The organism is Pseudomonas sp. LBUM1658, assembly GCF_059716055.1.
Genome location: NZ_CP166798.1, coordinates 2,133,088 through 2,150,315, shown reverse-complemented (window position 1 = coordinate 2,150,315; position 17,228 = coordinate 2,133,088). Strand labels below are relative to the sequence as shown.

17 protein-coding genes and 1 pseudogene are annotated in these 17,228 nt (G+C 58.8%); 11 read left to right on the top strand and 7 right to left on the bottom strand.

The window, feature by feature from the left end; all coding sequences use genetic code 11:
- Positions 1 to 7 precede the first annotated feature (7 nt).
- The 7 genes and pseudogenes from ACA064_RS09825 to ACA064_RS09795 all read right to left on the bottom strand — a co-directional run.
- Complete coding sequence (locus ACA064_RS09825) at positions 8 to 724, bottom strand: hypothetical protein (RefSeq protein ID WP_497673173.1); 717 nt, start codon at positions 722 to 724, stop codon at positions 8 to 10.
- A gap of 2 nt (positions 725 to 726) precedes the next feature.
- Complete coding sequence (locus ACA064_RS09820; protein ID WP_497673172.1) at positions 727 to 1,929, bottom strand: hypothetical protein; 1,203 nt, start codon at positions 1,927 to 1,929, stop codon at positions 727 to 729.
- Between the two features lie 73 nt (positions 1,930 to 2,002).
- A complete protein-coding gene (locus tag ACA064_RS09815) occupies positions 2,003 to 2,503 on the bottom strand; it encodes a hypothetical protein (protein ID WP_497673171.1) in 501 nt (166 codons plus the stop codon).
- A gap of 111 nt (positions 2,504 to 2,614) precedes the next feature.
- The gene (locus ACA064_RS09810; RefSeq protein WP_497673170.1) at positions 2,615 to 3,229 is read right to left on the bottom strand and encodes a hypothetical protein; all 615 of its coding nucleotides are present in this window, start codon (positions 3,227 to 3,229) and stop codon (positions 2,615 to 2,617) included.
- 177 nt (positions 3,230 to 3,406) lie between these two features.
- Positions 3,407 to 3,745, bottom strand: coding sequence for a hypothetical protein (locus ACA064_RS09805; protein ID WP_497674209.1), 339 nt, complete (start codon positions 3,743 to 3,745; stop codon positions 3,407 to 3,409).
- Between the two features lie 17 nt (positions 3,746 to 3,762).
- Positions 3,763 to 5,964, bottom strand: coding sequence for a hypothetical protein (locus ACA064_RS09800; RefSeq protein ID WP_497673169.1), 2,202 nt, complete (start codon positions 5,962 to 5,964; stop codon positions 3,763 to 3,765).
- 375 nt (positions 5,965 to 6,339) lie between these two features.
- Positions 6,340 to 7,533 (bottom strand): annotated as a pseudogene (locus ACA064_RS09795) (purine-cytosine permease family protein); the annotation flags it as partial.
- A gap of 301 nt (positions 7,534 to 7,834) precedes the next feature.
- Between ACA064_RS09795 and ACA064_RS09790 the strand changes: the two are divergent.
- The 11 genes from ACA064_RS09790 to ACA064_RS09740 all read left to right on the top strand — a co-directional run bounded on the left by ACA064_RS09790 (position 7,835) and on the right by ACA064_RS09740 (position 17,115).
- Positions 7,835 to 8,320 carry a flavin reductase family protein gene (locus tag ACA064_RS09790; RefSeq protein ID WP_497673168.1) on the top strand — a complete coding sequence of 162 codons (486 nt, stop codon included), beginning with the start codon at positions 7,835 to 7,837 and terminating at the stop codon, positions 8,318 to 8,320.
- A gap of 58 nt (positions 8,321 to 8,378) precedes the next feature.
- Positions 8,379 to 9,422 carry an LLM class flavin-dependent oxidoreductase gene (locus ACA064_RS09785; protein ID WP_497673167.1) on the top strand — a complete coding sequence of 348 codons (1,044 nt, stop codon included), beginning with the start codon at positions 8,379 to 8,381 and terminating at the stop codon, positions 9,420 to 9,422.
- Positions 9,423 to 9,501: 79 nt separating this feature from the next.
- Positions 9,502 to 9,660 (top strand): hypothetical protein, encoded by a 159-nt coding sequence (locus tag ACA064_RS09780; RefSeq protein ID WP_497673166.1) that lies wholly within the window; start codon positions 9,502 to 9,504, stop codon positions 9,658 to 9,660.
- A gap of 125 nt (positions 9,661 to 9,785) precedes the next feature.
- Entirely contained in the window at positions 9,786 to 10,460 is a 675-nt protein-coding gene (locus tag ACA064_RS09775; protein WP_497673165.1) for a cysteine hydrolase family protein, read from the top strand.
- A 5-nt stretch (positions 10,461 to 10,465) separates the two neighbouring features.
- Positions 10,466 to 11,827 (top strand): purine-cytosine permease family protein, encoded by a 1,362-nt coding sequence (locus tag ACA064_RS09770; RefSeq protein ID WP_497673164.1) that lies wholly within the window; start codon positions 10,466 to 10,468, stop codon positions 11,825 to 11,827.
- Between the two features lie 150 nt (positions 11,828 to 11,977).
- Positions 11,978 to 12,649 carry a GntR family transcriptional regulator gene (locus tag ACA064_RS09765; protein WP_497673163.1) on the top strand — a complete coding sequence of 224 codons (672 nt, stop codon included), beginning with the start codon at positions 11,978 to 11,980 and terminating at the stop codon, positions 12,647 to 12,649.
- Positions 12,650 to 12,763: 114 nt separating this feature from the next.
- Complete coding sequence (locus ACA064_RS09760) at positions 12,764 to 13,696, top strand: 4-hydroxyproline epimerase (RefSeq protein ID WP_497673162.1); 933 nt, start codon at positions 12,764 to 12,766, stop codon at positions 13,694 to 13,696.
- Positions 13,693 to 14,808 (top strand): NAD(P)/FAD-dependent oxidoreductase, encoded by a 1,116-nt coding sequence (locus tag ACA064_RS09755; RefSeq protein WP_497673161.1) that lies wholly within the window; start codon positions 13,693 to 13,695, stop codon positions 14,806 to 14,808. The genes ACA064_RS09760 and ACA064_RS09755 overlap by 4 nt, the downstream gene beginning before the upstream one ends.
- The gene (locus ACA064_RS09750; protein WP_497673160.1) at positions 14,801 to 15,037 is read left to right on the top strand and encodes a (2Fe-2S)-binding protein; all 237 of its coding nucleotides are present in this window, start codon (positions 14,801 to 14,803) and stop codon (positions 15,035 to 15,037) included. The genes ACA064_RS09755 and ACA064_RS09750 overlap by 8 nt, the downstream gene beginning before the upstream one ends.
- The gene (locus tag ACA064_RS09745) at positions 15,034 to 16,290 is read left to right on the top strand and encodes an FAD-dependent oxidoreductase (RefSeq protein ID WP_497673159.1); all 1,257 of its coding nucleotides are present in this window, start codon (positions 15,034 to 15,036) and stop codon (positions 16,288 to 16,290) included. The genes ACA064_RS09750 and ACA064_RS09745 overlap by 4 nt, the downstream gene beginning before the upstream one ends.
- 75 nt (positions 16,291 to 16,365) lie before the next feature.
- Positions 16,366 to 17,115, top strand: a complete 750-nt coding sequence (locus ACA064_RS09740; protein ID WP_497674208.1) for an AraC family transcriptional regulator — start codon at positions 16,366 to 16,368, stop codon at positions 17,113 to 17,115.
- The last annotated feature ends 113 nt before the right edge of the window (positions 17,116 to 17,228 follow it).

Below are 17,228 nucleotides of genomic sequence, written 5' to 3'. Positions count from 1 at the left end.
CTTCTAGCTACACACACTTACCCACAGCTAGCTTTTTTAAATCCTGCTCATTCATACGTTGAAGCTTCATAGGATCTTCCGACTGAAGAACATCAAGATATTGAAGGCGTGGCTTGTCCTTATCTAAAAACACCAAGAACCCCACTGCATCTCCAAAATTAAAGCAGCCAGAAGAACTTTTAATATATTTCTGGGGGGCTGCATTTTCTAGCGCCTCGACTGAAGGATATCTATCATAAACTTCAATACCTCCAATTTTCCCCAACAAAAAATTGGTTGCCATGCCCTTCTCAAACACGGGACTAGTATCAAAAGAAAAAATTGACGCCCGCCATTTATTTGAATAATCTTGCGCAATTTCATCATAGACTTCGCTGAGCCGCACATTGAGCCCGCACATGCCGGCAGACGCTCTGGCGCCATTATAGGTGTTTCGTACATCAAAGTAGGCGCAGTCAATTAATACGCCATCCTCCACAACCACCAGAGTATAATAAAAATTATATCTAGCTATTACCTGCAGTGCGGGCAAACCATTTATATCCATTAACCTGCGGTCAAAACCTTCTTTACCACCAGTTATATTTTCATAAACCACTTCTCGGCCATTATCACGAAGCATAATGCTTCCTGGCTTTTTTCCGTTTACTATTTCTCCTGCACTTACTTTTGAACAGACCAGAAATAATAATAGCAATGTAAGCGTAGATACTTGCTTAGCCATACTTAAAATTCCATCGACAATTGAGAAGTTTGCTTAAGAATGGTTTCAAACTTTTCTGCATAGGAAGCAATCAACACCTGTTCGTCAGTACCATTAATAATTTTCCTTGCTGCCAAGTAGTCTACTTTGTTGACATTTAAGTAATCAGCCAATTTCTTCCCAGTGAACATTCCTTTAGTCATGCCGATAATCATGATAGGTATGGAGTACTCAAACTTTGCCGCAGCATCTGGATTTGAAACAAAATCGAAAAACAGTAAATTTGAGAATTTTCGATAATTATTTTTCCATGTCAAATGCACGCAACCACGACCTCTGTACTTGAACCCATCACCCTCTTCGGTATTTCCATTTTTCCTAGCTGTCTCTCGAGCCTCAAGATCTGAAGCTAGAACCGGATCATACTTATTAAAATAAGAAACTTTCCCAACTTCTGGCTTTTCGCTAAAAAACTCCGCTTGGGGGAAGTAGTATGTTTCATGCCTCGCAGTTGCCAGCATATAAGAAACCTCGTAAAGATTTGCTTTCTGCGGAGATGATTCGTAATATGTGTTTATAGCAATTATTATTTTTTTCAGATTATCTTTTGACTCTTTAGTAAGGGCGGGTGTGTTAGGCAAGAAAAGTTCGTGTGCTTGCTCATACTGCAGTAAAAAATCTTCCACATTAATTAGCCCGCCCATTTTCGCAAAATGCCCGGCCATCCCCACCGGATGAAAGTGATACACCCTCCCATGCGCCGGCAGCCCAACCTTCTCCGCCACCTCACTCCACCAACTCAGTTGCTTGACCCGCTCCTTCTCCGCCAGCCAGTTCAGGTGCGGGGTCGAGCCGCTATGGCCGAGCAGTTCGTCCAGCATGTCCCACTTCTGCGGTTTGTAATACCACTCGCTTTCATAGCGCACGATCAACTGCGAGATCGACTGGGCATGGGCCGGCAGGCGGAGGGCCGCTTGCAGCTCTTCAGCGGTCATCTTGCCGTCGCGGTTGCGGTCGATGATGTCGTACAGCCGGCTCTTGGTCGGGCCCTTGTCCCCTTCGTCGGCCATGGGGCCGTAGCGCTCGAGTTGCTGTTCGCTGAAGTGGTTAACGGCACGCAGGAACGAGGCCAGGACTTCCCGAGGGGAGTCGTAGTCGAAGATGACGTCGTAGCCTTCCCATGACCAGGGACTGACCCAGGGGGTGACACCCACTTCTTCGCGCACCCAGCCATCCAGCAGGTTGTTGTAGGCATCGTGGAGCAGCCCATCGAGGCGATACCAGTTGCAGGCCCTGCGGTCAGCCGTGGCCGGGACCGCGATTTTTCTCTCGGCCCGCAGGCCATCGAGCAGGCTCTTGGGAACCAGCAGGTCGGCGTCGCTCAGGGTTGTTGGCCGCGCTCAAGATGGGCCACTGCGTGGCGCTGTAGTTGTCCTGATGCGCCACCACCGCCGTGCCCTTGGCCAGTTTCAGCCAGGTCTTGTCCTGGGCCGGGAGACGATCTGCCCAGGCGCGACTGGCCGCGATGAAGGTTCTCATGGTGTCGGTGCTGAACACTTCCAGGTGCAGTTTCTTTTCCGGTCGCTGCGCATGGCAGTCCTGATACCGGCCGAGGTGGCCGATCAACTCCCCGGCCTTGATCGGGATGGGCCGCTCGAGCACCACCACTCGATCCGACGCCAGCGGTTCCAGTGCGCCTTGCAGCGATTTGAAATGCACGTACTGGTCGATGCGTTCCAGCTTGCGGTACTCGCCTTCACCGCTGACCGTGACTTGGGTGCCATTCGGCAATGCGCACATGGCTGCGCGACGGCGCTGATGAAGACTCCGCACACGCGAAGGGCCCGTCGCCGTCAAATACTTTGCGCCGCACGAAATAAATTGCGAGCTCAGTAACATGAGATTCATACGCTAAAGTTCATTACAGTCTTCGAGATCACTGCACTTCAACCACCCTTCAGTAGTGGTATTTCCTGAGAATCTAAACTCAACCCAGCCTTCACCACTGCGCGACTTATCAAACCCGAGGAGCGTAACTTTATCTCCACGTATCAAATACTTTTTTGTTGATTGCACGGCTTCTGGAGAGGAAAAGATCTCAGCTCGGAGAGAAGCCACCTTAGCAGTTAACGGAGTTCGCTTTTCGAAATCAACATCATCAGACACCAAGAACCTAATAAACGAACCATCAGAATTGTATTTTTTCCGCCTTACCTCGCCGCACCCTACACAATTATCTGAAATCATAGCCTCTACCTTCCCACCTTTAATACTATAGACATCTTCACTCCAGGCGGCACCTTCCCTATAAGAGCTAACGACATAACCACGCTTAGTTATAAAGTTACACAAGGCACCCCCACCAAAAGTTAACTCACTCAAGGAGCGCCCACTTTCGGTATAACTTAATATCTTTGAGCAAGAGTTTACACCATCACCTTCCAAACGAAAAACAACCTCCCCCACCCCGTCGCCACTTAAGTCCTGAATATACACATCGCCATATAAGCCCTCAATTTCACGCATAAAATTACTAGGCAACGACAAGGGATATGATTTCCCTTGCTCTAAAACGGACAGCGCAAGAGGAAGGCGACTATCCACCTTTAGTACAGGTATAGAGAACTCTGCGTAAACCGCACATGAAAAAAAATAGCACACTGATAAGAAGCCAGCTATCGATACCGAATTCACTCTACCCATTTACGTAAGCCCCCACTCTTTTCGGATCGCCTCGTATATCTCTGCTCGCTCATGCAAGCCATTGCCTCCCCCATTCACCGCCAAAGTTACGAGCCTAACATTGGTAGGTTCATTATCTATCAAGACATTAATATCGCCCTGCGCATTATGCCTTCTACTGACCGCCCCATTGTGTCGCCAATACCAACACGAAACGTCAATAGCATTGAACATATCTTCAGCGAGCAGATTCGGAGCGCCAACAAAATCACCCTTCCTGTAATTGGAGTAGGATATATAATTATTTTTCCAAGTCAGCTGAATCAGCCCTTTCCCTTTATACTTTGGGCCGTCTCCAATCTCTGTATTCCCGCTGGCTATAGCATTAACATGCTTCCAGGATCATACTGAGCACCGGAGGCAAACTCAACAGTCGTCTCAAATGCAGCGGACTCATGAAAACATTGGGAAATAAAATGCGCCTGCTGGTACGGGGTAATTATTTCATACCTTTCTAGAGCATCATTAAGCTGACTAACAAACTCATATTTGTCATATCTATATATCCGCGGATACCTTTCTTCGAACTTTCTAACGAACGTACGACCGCCCCCTCTCCCAGTGAACCAGTCACCCGATTTACCAGTAACTTTTTCCAAGAAATCTACAGTGATTTTCCGAACATTAGTGTGAAAATTCCCCGTCAACCCAATCGGATGAAAGTGATACACCCTCCCATGCGCCGGCAGCCCAACCTTCTCCGCCACCTCACTCCACCAACTCAGTTGCTTGACCCGCTCCTTCTCCGCCAGCCAGTTCAGGTGCGGGGTCGAGCCGCTATGGCCGAGCAGTTCGTCCAACATGTCCCACTTCTGCGGTTTGTAGTACCACTCGCTTTCATAGCGCACGATCAACTGCGAGATCGACTGGGCATGGGCCGGCAGGCGGAGCGCCGCTTGCAGCTCTTCAGCGGTCATCTTGCCGTCGCGGTTGCGGTCGATGATGTCGTACAGCCGGCTCTTGAGCGGGCCCTTGTCCCCTTCGTCGGCCATGGGGCCGTAGCGTTCGAGTTCCGTTTCGCTGAAGTGGTCAACGGCACGCAGGAACGAGGCCAGGACTTCCCGAGGGGAGTCGTAGTCGAAGATGACGTCGTAGCCTTCCCATGACCAGGGACTGACCCAGGGGGTGACACCCACTTCTTCGCGCACCCAGCCATCGAGCAGGTTGTTGTCGGCATCGTGGAGCAGTCGATCGAGGCGGTACCAGTTGCAGGCCCTGCGGTCAGCCGTGGCCGGGACCGCGATTTTTCTGTCGGCCGGCAGGCCCTCGAGCAAACTATTGGGGACCAGCAGGTCGGCGTCGCTCAGGGTGTTGGCCGCGCTCAAGATCGGCCACTGCGTGGCGCTGTAGTTGTCCTGATGCGCCACCACCGCCGTGCCCTTGGCCAGTTTCAGCCAGGTCTTGTCCTGGGCCGGGAGACGATCTGCCCAGGCGCGACTGGCCGCGATGAAGGTTCTCATGGTGTCGGTGCTGAACACCTCCAGGTGCAGTTTCTTTTCCGGTCGCTGCGCATGGCAGTCCTGATACCGGCCGAGGTGGCCGATCAACTCTCCGGCCTTGATCGGGATGGGTCGGTCGAGCACCACCACCCGATCCGACGCCAGCGGTTCCAGTGCGCCTTGCAGCGATTTGAAATGCACGTACTGGTCGATGCGTTCCAGCTTGCGGTACTCGCCTTCACCGCTGACCGTGACTTGGGTGCCATCCTGCAGTTTCTCGAGAACGGCGCTGGTAAAGCTCGGTTCGGCGCGAACGTTGAGCGAGCCCCAGCGTGTCGCGACGTGATATTCGTTCCCGGCACTCTGTCTCAGCTGGGTGATGGAAACATAGCCGCGTAGCGAACCCTCGGCGTTGGTCAGGGAGGTCGGCCCGAGGGTGTTCTCCAGCTTGCGGTAATCACCCTCGCCGCTGACCGTCACCTCCGCCCCCCGTGGCAGGAGGTCGATCACCGTGCTCCGCCAGGCGGCCTGGTTGCGCACGTTCAGGCCGCGCTGCGTTGGCTGGCCGGGGCGGACGTCGTTCACTGTCGCCTTGACCCGCCGGACTGCCGCCTCGGGCCAGAACGCCGGGCGGGCCAGGGCGGGGTCCTCCTGGTACACCGCCCAGTCCTGCAGGTGCAGGTACAGGCTGTAGAAGGTCAGGCTCGGCGGTGTGTCCGGGCTGCCCTCGAGCTTCGGCGGCTGAAGGCGATGGCGGACCAGCACGAAATTGCGCGAGAAGGGTTTCTTTACGGACAGCTTGTGGACCCAGTAGGCCGTGGTCGGCGAGCGCTGGTCGATGCGATAAGCCACCACCTCACCATCGGCCAGGCACTGCACTCTGGATTGATCCAGGCCGTCGGCGGTGCCGCTGTCGAAATGCACGCCGCCGTGCCACAGGCCATTGATCCCCAGCGGATAATAGCCCGCCGTCGCCTTGGCCAAGTGGGTCAACTGCTGCAGCGGATTGCGCGTGTCCTTGAACGGATGACTCCAGTTCTTCAGCGGTGGCAGGGCGTCGGTGCCTGGTTCCGGGGGCAAAGATGAGCGGACCGGACCGGTGTCGGGCGTCGGCAGGATCGGCGCTGCCTGCCTTTCAAACTGTGAGTCCCTATTACGGTCGTAGCTTTTAAAAAAACGATGGAACAGGCTGGCCATAGTGTATGTCGCTCCTGGTTTCGCAAAGGGATCAGCCTGAGGAATCCGAACAACAATGAATCATCTTCAGCGACCTATCCACCCCCTGAAGTCTCATCAGGAACGTCCCTATAACCTTTGCCGAATATGCCTACAGCGATGCGTAGGAGCTGCCGATAGGCTGCGATCTTGGCGATCCAGTTCGCGCCGAAAATCTTTAAAACCAAAAAAGGCACCGGGCGTTTTCACGCACGATGCCTTTTTTTGAAACGCGCTCGATCAGTCAGCGAAGCTCAGCTTCTGCGCCTTGCTCACCAACGCCTGATTACGCGTTGCCAGGCAGTAATAGAGTGGACAGGTCACGGCCAGTCCCACCAGCCACGACAGGTCCACGCCTTCGATAATATTGGCGTAAGGCCCGACATACAGCGAAGTATTGGCGAAGGGCAACTGCACCAGGATGCCGATGAAGTAAGCGACGATCGCGTGCAGGTTGAACCGACCGTAGATCCCGCCATCGGCGCGGAAGATCGAGGCGATGTCGTAGTGGCCGCGCTTGATCAGGTAGAAGTCGATCAGGTTGATCGAGGCCCAGGGGACCAACACCAACAGCAGCGCCAGAATCAGCCCGATGAACTGCGAGATGAAGTCCGCCGAAGCGCTCAGCGCCAGCAGGCAGCAGCCCGTGAGCACGAGGGTCGACAGCAGCACGCGCACCTTGATGCTCGGCGTCCAGTTGCTGGCGAAGGTCTGGATCGAGGTCACGATGGACAAGACCGCGCCATACAGATTCAACGCGTTGTGACTGATGATATTCAGCAAGAACAGCACCATCAGGATCGGCCCCAACCAGCCGGTGGACTGCTTCACCGCGGCCATCGCTGGAGTGCCTTCGGGTGTCGCCAGTACCGCGACTGCACCGAAACTGAAAGACAGAATAGTGCCCAGGGTAGCCCCGGCGTAGGTGGCGAAGAACGGTCTGGTGATGCCGATGTCGGCCGGCAGGTAACGGGAATAATCGGAAACGTACGGCGAAAAGCTGATCTGCCAGATGATCCCCAGGGAAATCGTCGCCAGCCAGCCGGACAGATTGAAACTGCCACGGCTGAAGAAGTCCGCCGGCAAGTCATGGCCGAAGATATAGACAAAACCGGCGAGCAACGCGCTGCCCATGACCCAGGTGCCGATCCGGTTGAGGGTATGGATAAAACGGTAGCCGATCACGCCGATGGCCGTCGCGCTCAAGGCGCCAATAAGGATACCGGCCGGCAATGGCACCGACTCGACCATGCCGTGGATCGATTCCCCGGCCAGGACGATGTTGGAGATAAAGAACCCGACGTAAATGACCGCCGCGAAGAACACGATCAACAGCGCGCCATACCGGCCGAACTGCCCACGGCTCTGGACCATCTGCGGGATCCCCATGCGCGGTCCCTGGGCCGAAGCCAGGGCGATGACAACGCCGCCAAGCCGCCTGGATCGCGACGCACACCTGTTTTTTGACAGAATCGTCGACGGATACCATATTATGGTATTCCAAAGCTTTAACAAGACTGATCCGGGGTTTTACCGACCAACTGATCCGCAATTCACAGCCTGAAATAGCTGTCTATCGGTCTGAAAACCCCGTATTCATTGAACATTATCGAAAAATCGACGTTCGTCCGCCCAGCGCAAAAAGCACTTGCAAAGCAGGTATTACGGTATACCATCAGACATACAAAATATTTAGTAAGGCGCACAGCGCTACCGTCTGACCGAGGAACATCCAATGATCGACGCGAACGTCTACAAATTAGTCATGGGCTCCTTCCCTTCCGGCGTGACGGTCATCACCACGCTGGATGACGAAGGTCAGATCGTCGGCCTGACGGCCAGCGCGTTCAGTTCGCTGTCGATGGACCCGGCACTGGTGCTGTTTTGCCCCAACTACAGCTCCGACTCTTATCCGGTGCTGATCAAGAACAAGCGCTTTGCCATTCACCTGCTGTCCGGTGAACAGCAGAACGAAGCTTATGCCTTCGCTCGTAAAGGCAAGGACAAGGCGCAAGGTATCGAATGGACGCTCAGCGAGCTGGGTAATCCGCTGCTGAACAATGCCACGGCGATTATCGAATGCGAGCTGTGGCGAGAATACGAAGGCGGCGATCACGCCATCATGGTTGGCGCCGTGAAGAACCTGATCGTGCCGCAGCAGCAAACCCGCCCGCTGGTGTATTGCCGCGGCAAGATGGGCGCGCTGCCGGCCTTTGCCTGACCCCAAATCCCGCGCCTGTAGTTGACAGGCCAACAATAAAAAATTCGAGGTATGCGTCATGAAGTTTTCGTTATTCGTTCATATGGAGCGCTGGGATGAGCAAGTCAGCCACCGCCAATTGTTCGAAGACCTGACCGAACTGACCCTGATGGCCGAGGCCGGTGGCTTCAGCACGGTCTGGATCGGCGAACACCACGCCATGGAATACACCATCTCGCCTAGCCCGATGCCGTTGCTGGCTTACCTGGCCGCCAAGACCACCACCATTCACCTCGGAGCCGGCACCATCATCGCGCCGTTCTGGCACCCGTTGCGGGTCGCCGGCGAGTGCGCCCTGCTGGACGTGATCAGTAACGGTCGCATGGAAGTCGGGCTGGCCCGCGGCGCCTACCAGGTGGAGTTCGACCGCATGGCCGGCGGCATGCCCGCCTCCTCCGGCGGTCAGGCCCTGCGGGAGATGGTCCCGGTGGTGCGTGCCCTGTGGCAAGGCGACTACGCCCACAACGGTGAGATCTGGAAATTCCCCACCTCCACCAGCGTGCCGAAACCGATTCAAAAACCCTGCCCGCCGATGTGGATCGCCGCCCGCGACCCGGACTCGCACAATTTCGCCGTGGCCAACGGCTGCAACGTGATGGTCACGCCACTGATGAAAGGCGATGAAGAAGTCCTCGACCTGAAGAACAAGTTTCAGGCTGCCCTGGACAACAATCCGGACGTGCCGCGTCCGCAATTGATGGTGCTGCGCCACACCCACGTCCACGCGGCCGATGACCCTGACGGCTGGAAAGTCGGGGCCAAGGCGATCTCGAAGTTCTACCGTACCTTCGACGCCTGGTTTGGCAATAAGGAAGTGCCGGTCAACGGTTTCCTGGCGCCGAGTCCGGAAGAGAAATTCGCCGGGCGCCCGGAATTCGAATTGGAGAGCCTCCACAAAACCGCCATGATTGGCACCGCGGAGGAAATCATTCCGCGCATCAAGTACTACCAGGAATTGGGAGTCGACGAATTCAGTTTCTGGTGCGACAACAGCCTGCCCCACGCCGAGAAAAAGAAATCCCTGGAACTGTTCATCAAGCACGTTGTGCCGGCGTTCCAGTAAGCCGCGGGTTACGCGTACTGCCGGACCGGCCTGGGTCCGGCAGTCCCCCGATCAGCCTTGCCTGTCATGGTCGTTTTGCATGATAAACCGTCGATTCCAGCCACTTGCACGTACCCCTGCGCCAGGCGCTGAACTGGCGTACCTGCGTGGCAATTCGACCGCTTCGCACATCCATCTCAAGCGCTTGCGCGCCTGCGTTTCGGCCAAGCAGAACGGCTTCTGGCAGATAGTCCCCTGAGCAAACCCTGAGTTAGAAACACACCGCGACCGGCTTTGGCCTGTCGCTCTGTACTCTGCTTCGACTCGATTCGATCGAGTCCGCGTGGCGGCCGTTGGTGCCGCGCGCTTTATCAGGTTTGCCCCATGAATAATAAAAACGCACTGTTGATCATCGACATGCAACAGGAAGATGGCTTCACCCTGGAAAACTTCCAGGGAGTCATCGCCCACAATCTTGCATTACTCACGGCAGCCCGCCGTCACACTATTCCGGTGTTCTACACCCGACATATCAATCAGGCTGACGGCGTTGGCCTGCCGCCCGGCGAGCCCCGGTCCGCCGATGGTGGCCCGAGCAGCTATCGGGCTGGCACCGCTCAAGTAGAAATCATCCCTGCGCTGGCGCCTTTGCCGGACGAGCAGGTCATCGACAAACATCGCTACAGCGGCTTTCACCAGACCGATCTCGACGCTCGACTCAAACAGCTGGGCGTCGACACCCTGATCGTCAGCGGAGTCCTGACCGATGTCTGTGTCCTGACCACAGTGTTCGACGCCTTCTCCCTGGGCTACCGCGTCCAGCTGATCACCGACGCCTGTACCACCAGCACCCGGGCGGCGCACTACTCGGCACTGCTGATCATGGCCAACTGGGTGTACTGCATCGAGTTGTTCAGCTGCGAGCAATTCCTCCGCTCCCTTAGTGGTGAACCATTCACCTGCTGCGCGCCCCGCCAACCAGACCTGTTCGCCCACCAGCCTGACGAGTTGCCGAACGCCATTGCCCGCCTCCAATCCAGCCTTCAGTGCCAGGAGTGACTGCCATGAGTATCGAAAAAAGAAGCATCGATTTCATTCCTGAAACCGAACGCCATGGCAAACCCGGCTCACTGTTTTTCATCTGGTTCGGCGCCAACATGAACATCACCACCATCGCCTCTGGCGTGCTGCCCGTGGTGCTGGGGCTGAATCTGCTGTGGAGCGCGCTGGCGATCATTCTCGGCTCGCTGCTGGGGGCGATTTTCATGGCCTCGCACTCGGCCCAGGGACCCCGGTTGGGCATCCCGCAAATGATCCAGAGCCGCGCGCAGTTCGGGGTGATCGGGGCGATCCTGCCGTTGCTGTTCGTGATGCTGATCTACCTCGGCTTCTTCGTCAGCAACACCTTGCTCGCGGCCCAGGCCCTGGAGACGGTCAGCCCGCTGGGTAGCAATGGCAACATTCTGCTGATCGGCGCGCTGTGTTTTGTGGTGGCGCTATATGGCTACCGGCTGATCCATCGGCTGCAAAAACTGCTGTCGATTCTGTCGTTGCTGGTATTCATCGCTGCCACGCTGCTTGCATTGAGCCTGCCGATCGCCCCGGAGCAATGGGCGGCGACGGACTTCTCGCTGGCGAAATTCCTGATGGCGGTGAGCATCGCCGTGACCTGGCAACTGTCCTATGCCCCCTATGTAGCCGACTACTCACGCTACCTGCCGAGCAAGACCTCGATGCCCCAGGTGTTCTGGTACAGCTACGCCGGGACGGTCAGCGGCGGTGCCTGGATGATGATCCTCGGCGCAATCCTCAGCGTCGCGATTCCCGACTTCGCCAGCAATGTCGGCGGCCATGTCGCCGGATTGTTTGGTCCGGTCGCCCTGCTGCTGTTCGTGTTTATCGTCTACGGCCAGGTCTCGATCAACGTCTTCAACCTCTATGGGGCATTCATGTCGACCATCACGGTGATCGAGCCCTTCGCCCGCCTGCGGGTCACGCCACGGGTCAGATGCGTGTTCATGCTGATCATCAGCCTGATCGCTACGGCGTTGTGCACCATTAGCCAGGATGACTTCATCAGCTTCTTCCTCAACTTCATCTTTTTCATGAGCTATTTCCTGATCCCCTGGACGGCGATCAATCTGGTCGACTTCTACTGGCTGAGGAAAGGCGAATACCGGATTGACGACATCTTCGACATGAACGGCATCTACGGCCGGGTCAACTGGATCGCCTGCGCCAGTTTCATTGTCGCCATTGCCGTGGAGATCCCGTTCATGAATACCACCCTGTATGTCGGTCCGCTGGCCACGCAACTGGGCGGCATCGACCTCGCCTGGGTGGTCGGATTGGTGGTGCCGGCCCTCGGTTACTACTGGCTGATGAGATTTGCCAGGCAGACTTCAAGGGTCGGTGAGTTGTCGTAACCCTGCCCAATTGCCCGCTGCTGAAGGATATTCAGCAGCGGGCTTTGGCGTTATGGCCTCACCAATGGTCGGATTGGCAGCAAAGTCGAGGGCAACGCCCGGGTTTTATTCGTATACCATATCCACAAATCATTTCGAACGACCACCACCGTGACCCTACCTAGACTCAACGCACCGGACCTGGGCAATTCGCCTTCGACTTCGGAGATCATCACCCGGCATCTGCGCGATGCCATCGTCGCCGGGCATTTCGCCGAGGACGAGCCGATTCGCCAGGACGATATCGCCCGCCAGTTCAACGTCAGCAAGATCCCGGTGCGCGAGGCGCTCAAACGCCTGGAAGCCGAGGGCCTGGTGATGTTCCAGCGTAATCGCGGGGCGATGGTCACGAGCATCTCCGAGCCGGAACTGGCGCAGATGTTCGAAGTGCGCATGCTGCTCGAAGACAAGGCGCTGCGCCTGGCCATTCCGAACATGACCGAAGAAACCTTCGCCCGTGCCGAACGGATTTGTCAGGAGTTCATCGGCGAAGATGACGTGGGACGCTGGGCCGAGCTCAACTGGGAACTGCACGCCTGCCTCTACGAACCGGCACAGCGACCGTTCCTGGTCAGCCTGATCCGCTCGGTCAACGACAAGCTGGAGCGCTACCTGCGCATGCAGATGAGCCTTTCGGCCGGCAAGGAACGCGCCGATCACGAACACCGGGAAATCCTTGCGGCCTGTCGCGCCGGTGACGTGGATCGCGCGGTGAAATTGCTCGACGAGCACATTGCCGGGGTCTGCAAGACCCTGTTCGAGCACCTGCCTCACAGCCACTGACCGCTCAACCCACTGTGCCGATTTCGTCATTGGCACTGGATAAAACCATCAAGCCGGCACCCCCCCGCACAGGCCACTCTTTCGTTCACTCATCTGAACGGACGTGGCCCTCCCATGAAACGCATCACCGTGATCGACTCCCACACCGGCGGCGAACCCACCCGCCTGGTCACCGCCGGCTTTCCTGACCTGGGCAGCGGCAGCATGGCCGAACGTCGCCAGCGGCTGGCCGACCATCACGACCAGTGGCGCGCCGCCTGTGTGCTGGAACCACGGGGCAGCGACGTGCTGGTCGGTGCACTGCTCTGCGAGCCGGTGGACCCGACCGCCTGTGCCGGAGTGATTTTCTTCAACAACAGTGGCTACCTCGGGATGTGCGGCCACGGCACCATCGGCCTGGTGGCATCGCTGGCGCACCTGGGCAAGATCGGCCCCGGCGTGCACAGCATCGAGACGCCGGTAGGGACGGTGCAGGCGACCCTGCACCAAGACCGTTCGGTCAGCGTGCGCAACGTGCCCGCCTACCGTTACCGCAAGGGGTTGACCCTGCAGGTGCCGGGGGTTGGCCAGGTGGTCGGCGATATTGCTTGGGGTGGTAACTGGTTTTTCCTGATCGCCGAGCATGGTCTGCACATTGTTGGCGACAACCTCGAGGCACTGACTGCCTACACCTTCGCCGTGCAGCAGGCACTGGAGGTTCAGGGTGTCCGCGGCGAAGACGGCGGGCTGATCGACCATGTCGAACTGTTCGCCGATGACCAGCAGGCCGACAGCCGCAACTTCGTGCTGTGTCCTGGCAAGGCCTACGATCGCTCGCCCTGCGGCACCGGCAGCAGTGCCAAACTGGCGTGCCTGGCGGCCGACGGCAAGCTTGCGCCAGGACAGATCTGGCGCCAGGCCAGTATCATCGGCAGCGAATTCGAAGGCTCCTACGAAACCCAGGGCGAGCGCATCGTGCCGACGATTCGTGGCCGTGCCTATATCAGCGCCGAAGCCAGCCTGATCATCGAACAGGACGACCCGTTCGCCTGGGGCATTCGCCCATGAACGAGGGCCGGGTGGCCGATGTGATCGTGATCGGCGCCGGCATTATCGGCGCCGCCTGTGCCCAGGCGCTGGCCCGGCGCGGCTTGCGCGTGCTGGTGCTGGATGCCGGCCTGCCCGGGGCGACGGCAGCGGGCATGGGCCACCTGCTGGTGCTCGACGACAATCCGGCAGAGCTGGCCCTCAGCCAATACTCCCTGCAACGCTGGCGCGAACAGGCGCCGGCCCTGCCCGATGGCTGCGCCTACCGCAGCAACGGCACCCTGTGGCTGGCGGCCAATGTCGAAGAAATGGCGGTCGCCCACAGCAAATACTTGAACTTGCAGGCCCAAGGCGTGGCCTGCGAGTTGATCGCCAGCCGCGCCTTGCGTGAGCGTGAACCGGAGTTGCGCGAGGGCCTGGAAGGCGGCCTGTTGATCAATGGCGACGGCATTCTCTATGCCCCGGCGACCGCCCGCTGGATGCTCGAAACTCCGAACATCAGCCAGCGCCAGGCGCGGGTCAGCGAAGTCGATGGCCACCGCGTGCGCCTCGACGGCGGCCACTGGCTGAGCGCCGAGGCGGTAGTGCTGGCCAACGGCATCCAGGCCAACGAGCTGTGCCCGGAGTTGCCGATCGAGCCGAAGAAAGGCCACTTGCTGATCACCGACCGCTACCCCGGAAAAGTCACCCATACCCTGGTGGAACTCGGCTACGTCACCAGTGCCCACAATGCCAGCGGCCCTTCGACGGCCTGCAACATTCAGCCGCGGCCAACCGGGCAGTTGTTCATCGGCGCCTCGCGACAGTTCGGCACCAGCGACCCGCAGGTCGAAGGCTGGATGCTGGCGAAAATGCTCAAGCGCGCCATCGACTATATGCCGGGCCTGGCTCAGCTCAACGGCATCCGCGCCTGGACAGGTTTTCGCGCCGCCAGCCCCGACGGCCTGCCGCTGGTGGGCCAGCACCCGCAACGCAAAGGTTTATGGCTGGCGGTCGGCCACGAAGGCCTGGGCGTCACCACCGCCCCCGGCACCGCCGACCTGTTGGTCGCGCAATTGTTCGACGAAACGCCACCGCTGGCCGCGCAACCTTATTTGCCGCAACGTTTTCTCGGAGAACCCGCATATGCCTGAATTGATGCTGGACGGCCGTGCCCTGCGTGTTGCCGAGGGCACCAGCGTCGCTGCCGCACTGGCCCTGGTTGGCGATGGTTGCAGTCGTACCTCGGTCAACGGCCAGCGCCGCGCACCGCTATGCGGCATGGGTATCTGTCAGGAGTGCCGGGTGACCATCGACGGTCGACGGCGCCTGGCCTGCCAGACTCTGTGCCGTGACGGCATGCACGTGGAGACTCAAGCATGAGCGAATACGCCGATCTGCTGATCATCGGTGCCGGGCCCGCCGGCATCACTGCCGCGCTCGCCGCGGCACCAAGCGCTGCACGCATCGTCCTGCTCGACGATAACCCGCTGCCGGGCGGGCAAATCTGGCGCGACGGTCCCCAGGCCAGCCTGCCGAACCAGGCGCGCCGCCTGCGCGAAAAACTGGAAGCCTGCAGCAACATCCATCGCTACTCCGGCACCCGGGTGATCGCCTGCGCCGGCCCGAAACAACTGCTGGTGGAAGACCCCGATCGTGGCTGGCTGATCAGATACGACAAACTGATTCTGTGTACCGGCGCCCGCGAGTTGCTCCTGCCCTTCCCTGGCTGGACGCTGCCCGGGGTGACTGGCGCGGGTGGACTGCAGGCACTGATCAAGGGCGGTTTGTCCGTGCACGGCGAACGCCTGGTGATCGCTGGCAGCGGGCCGTTGCTGCTGGCCAGCGTCGCCACCGCGAAAAAATACGGTGCGCAGGTCCTGCGCATTGCCGAGCAGGCCTCCACGGTCGCCGTCGCCGGTTTCGCCGCACAACTGCCACGCTGGCCTAACAAGCTGATGCAGTCGTTCACTTTGTTTGACCGCCATTATCGTACCCGGACCCACGTACTGGCCGCCTTGGGCAATGAGCGGCTGGAAGGCGTGCGCCTGCACCAGCAGGGAAAAGTCGTCGAGCTGGCTTGCGATCGACTGGCCTGCGGCTTCGGCCTGATTCCCAACACCCAGCTCGGCGAAGCCTTGGGCTGCGCCCTCGAAGGCCAGGCGCTCGCCGTCGATGCCTGGCAAGCCAGCAGCCGCGCCGATCACTACGCGGCGGGCGAATGCACCGGCTTCGGTGGCAGTGAACTGGCGTTGGTCGAAGGCGCGATCGCTGGCCATGCAGCCGTCGGTGACAGTCAGGCGGCCCGAGAATTGTGGCCGCGGCGTGCGCGCTGGCAGGGTTTCGCCAAAGCGCTGAATCAGGCATTCGCCCTCGACCCACGACTCAAGTCGCTGGCCCAGGCCGATACGCTGGTATGCCGCTGCGAAGACGTACCCTATGGGGCACTGGCCGGGCACACTGGCTGGCGCGAGGCCAAGCTGGCCAGCCGCTGTGGCATGGGCGCCTGCCAGGGCCGGGTGTGCGGCGGCGCACTGCAGCACCTGTTCGGCTGGCAACCCTCGGCGCCACGCCCGCCGTTCAGTCCGGCGCGGATCGAGACCTTGTTGTGCCTGGGCGACACTCCGTCGACCTGATTACCGGCCCGGGGCTTTCGGGTCCGCTACCGAGTCTTTATGATCCCGCAGGTCACCCACCAGACCTCCAGCGCCATGTACGCCTCGCTCACTACCTTCAAACCCTGCGACCTGCCGACCCTGCTGAGCAGTCTGCAGCCGATCGCGGCGTTGCTCGATACCCTGTCGGATGTGGTGTTTTTCATCAAAGACAGCGAGGCCCGCTACGCCTTCGTCAACCAGACCCTGGCCCGACGCTGTGGCTTCAAACACAGTTCCGAGCTGCTCGGGCGCACCGCCGAAATGGTCTTCCCGGAGCGCTTCGGTCCGCTGTACACCGAGCAGGATCGTCGAGTGCTGTCCAGCGGTCGCGAGCTGGCCGACCAGCTTGAACTGCACCTTTATTACGGCAACCAACCCGTCTGGTGCCTGACCCACAAAGTCGCGTTGCACGACCAGCAGGGGCATATCGTCGGCCTGGCCGGCATCTCCCGCGACCTGCAACTGCCACAGTCGAGCCATCCGGCCTTCCAGAAACTCGCCGCGGTGGACGCGCATATCCGCAGCCACTTCGCCCGGGCCATCAGCCTCGCCGAGCTGACGGCGATCGCCGGGTTTTCCGTGGCGCAACTGGAGCGTCACTGCAAGCGGGTGTTCCAGCTCACCCCACGGCAGATGATTCACAAGGCCCGACTGGAGGAAGCCTCACGGCTGTTGCTGGACACCGAACTGCCCATCACCGAGATTGCCCTGCGCTGCGGTTACACCGACCACAGTGCCTTCAGCCGACAGTTCCGCGCGTTGACCAGTCTCTCGCCCAGCCAGTATCGCGAAAGCCGTCGCTGAATCCGGGCGAGTGTTCCTTTAAGGGGCGCCCGGCGTCCCTGTTGCTCCCTTCTGTAACACCCCGCTGATACTGCCCATGGATGCCCTCGCTGTTCTGTCGAACCTGGAAGACT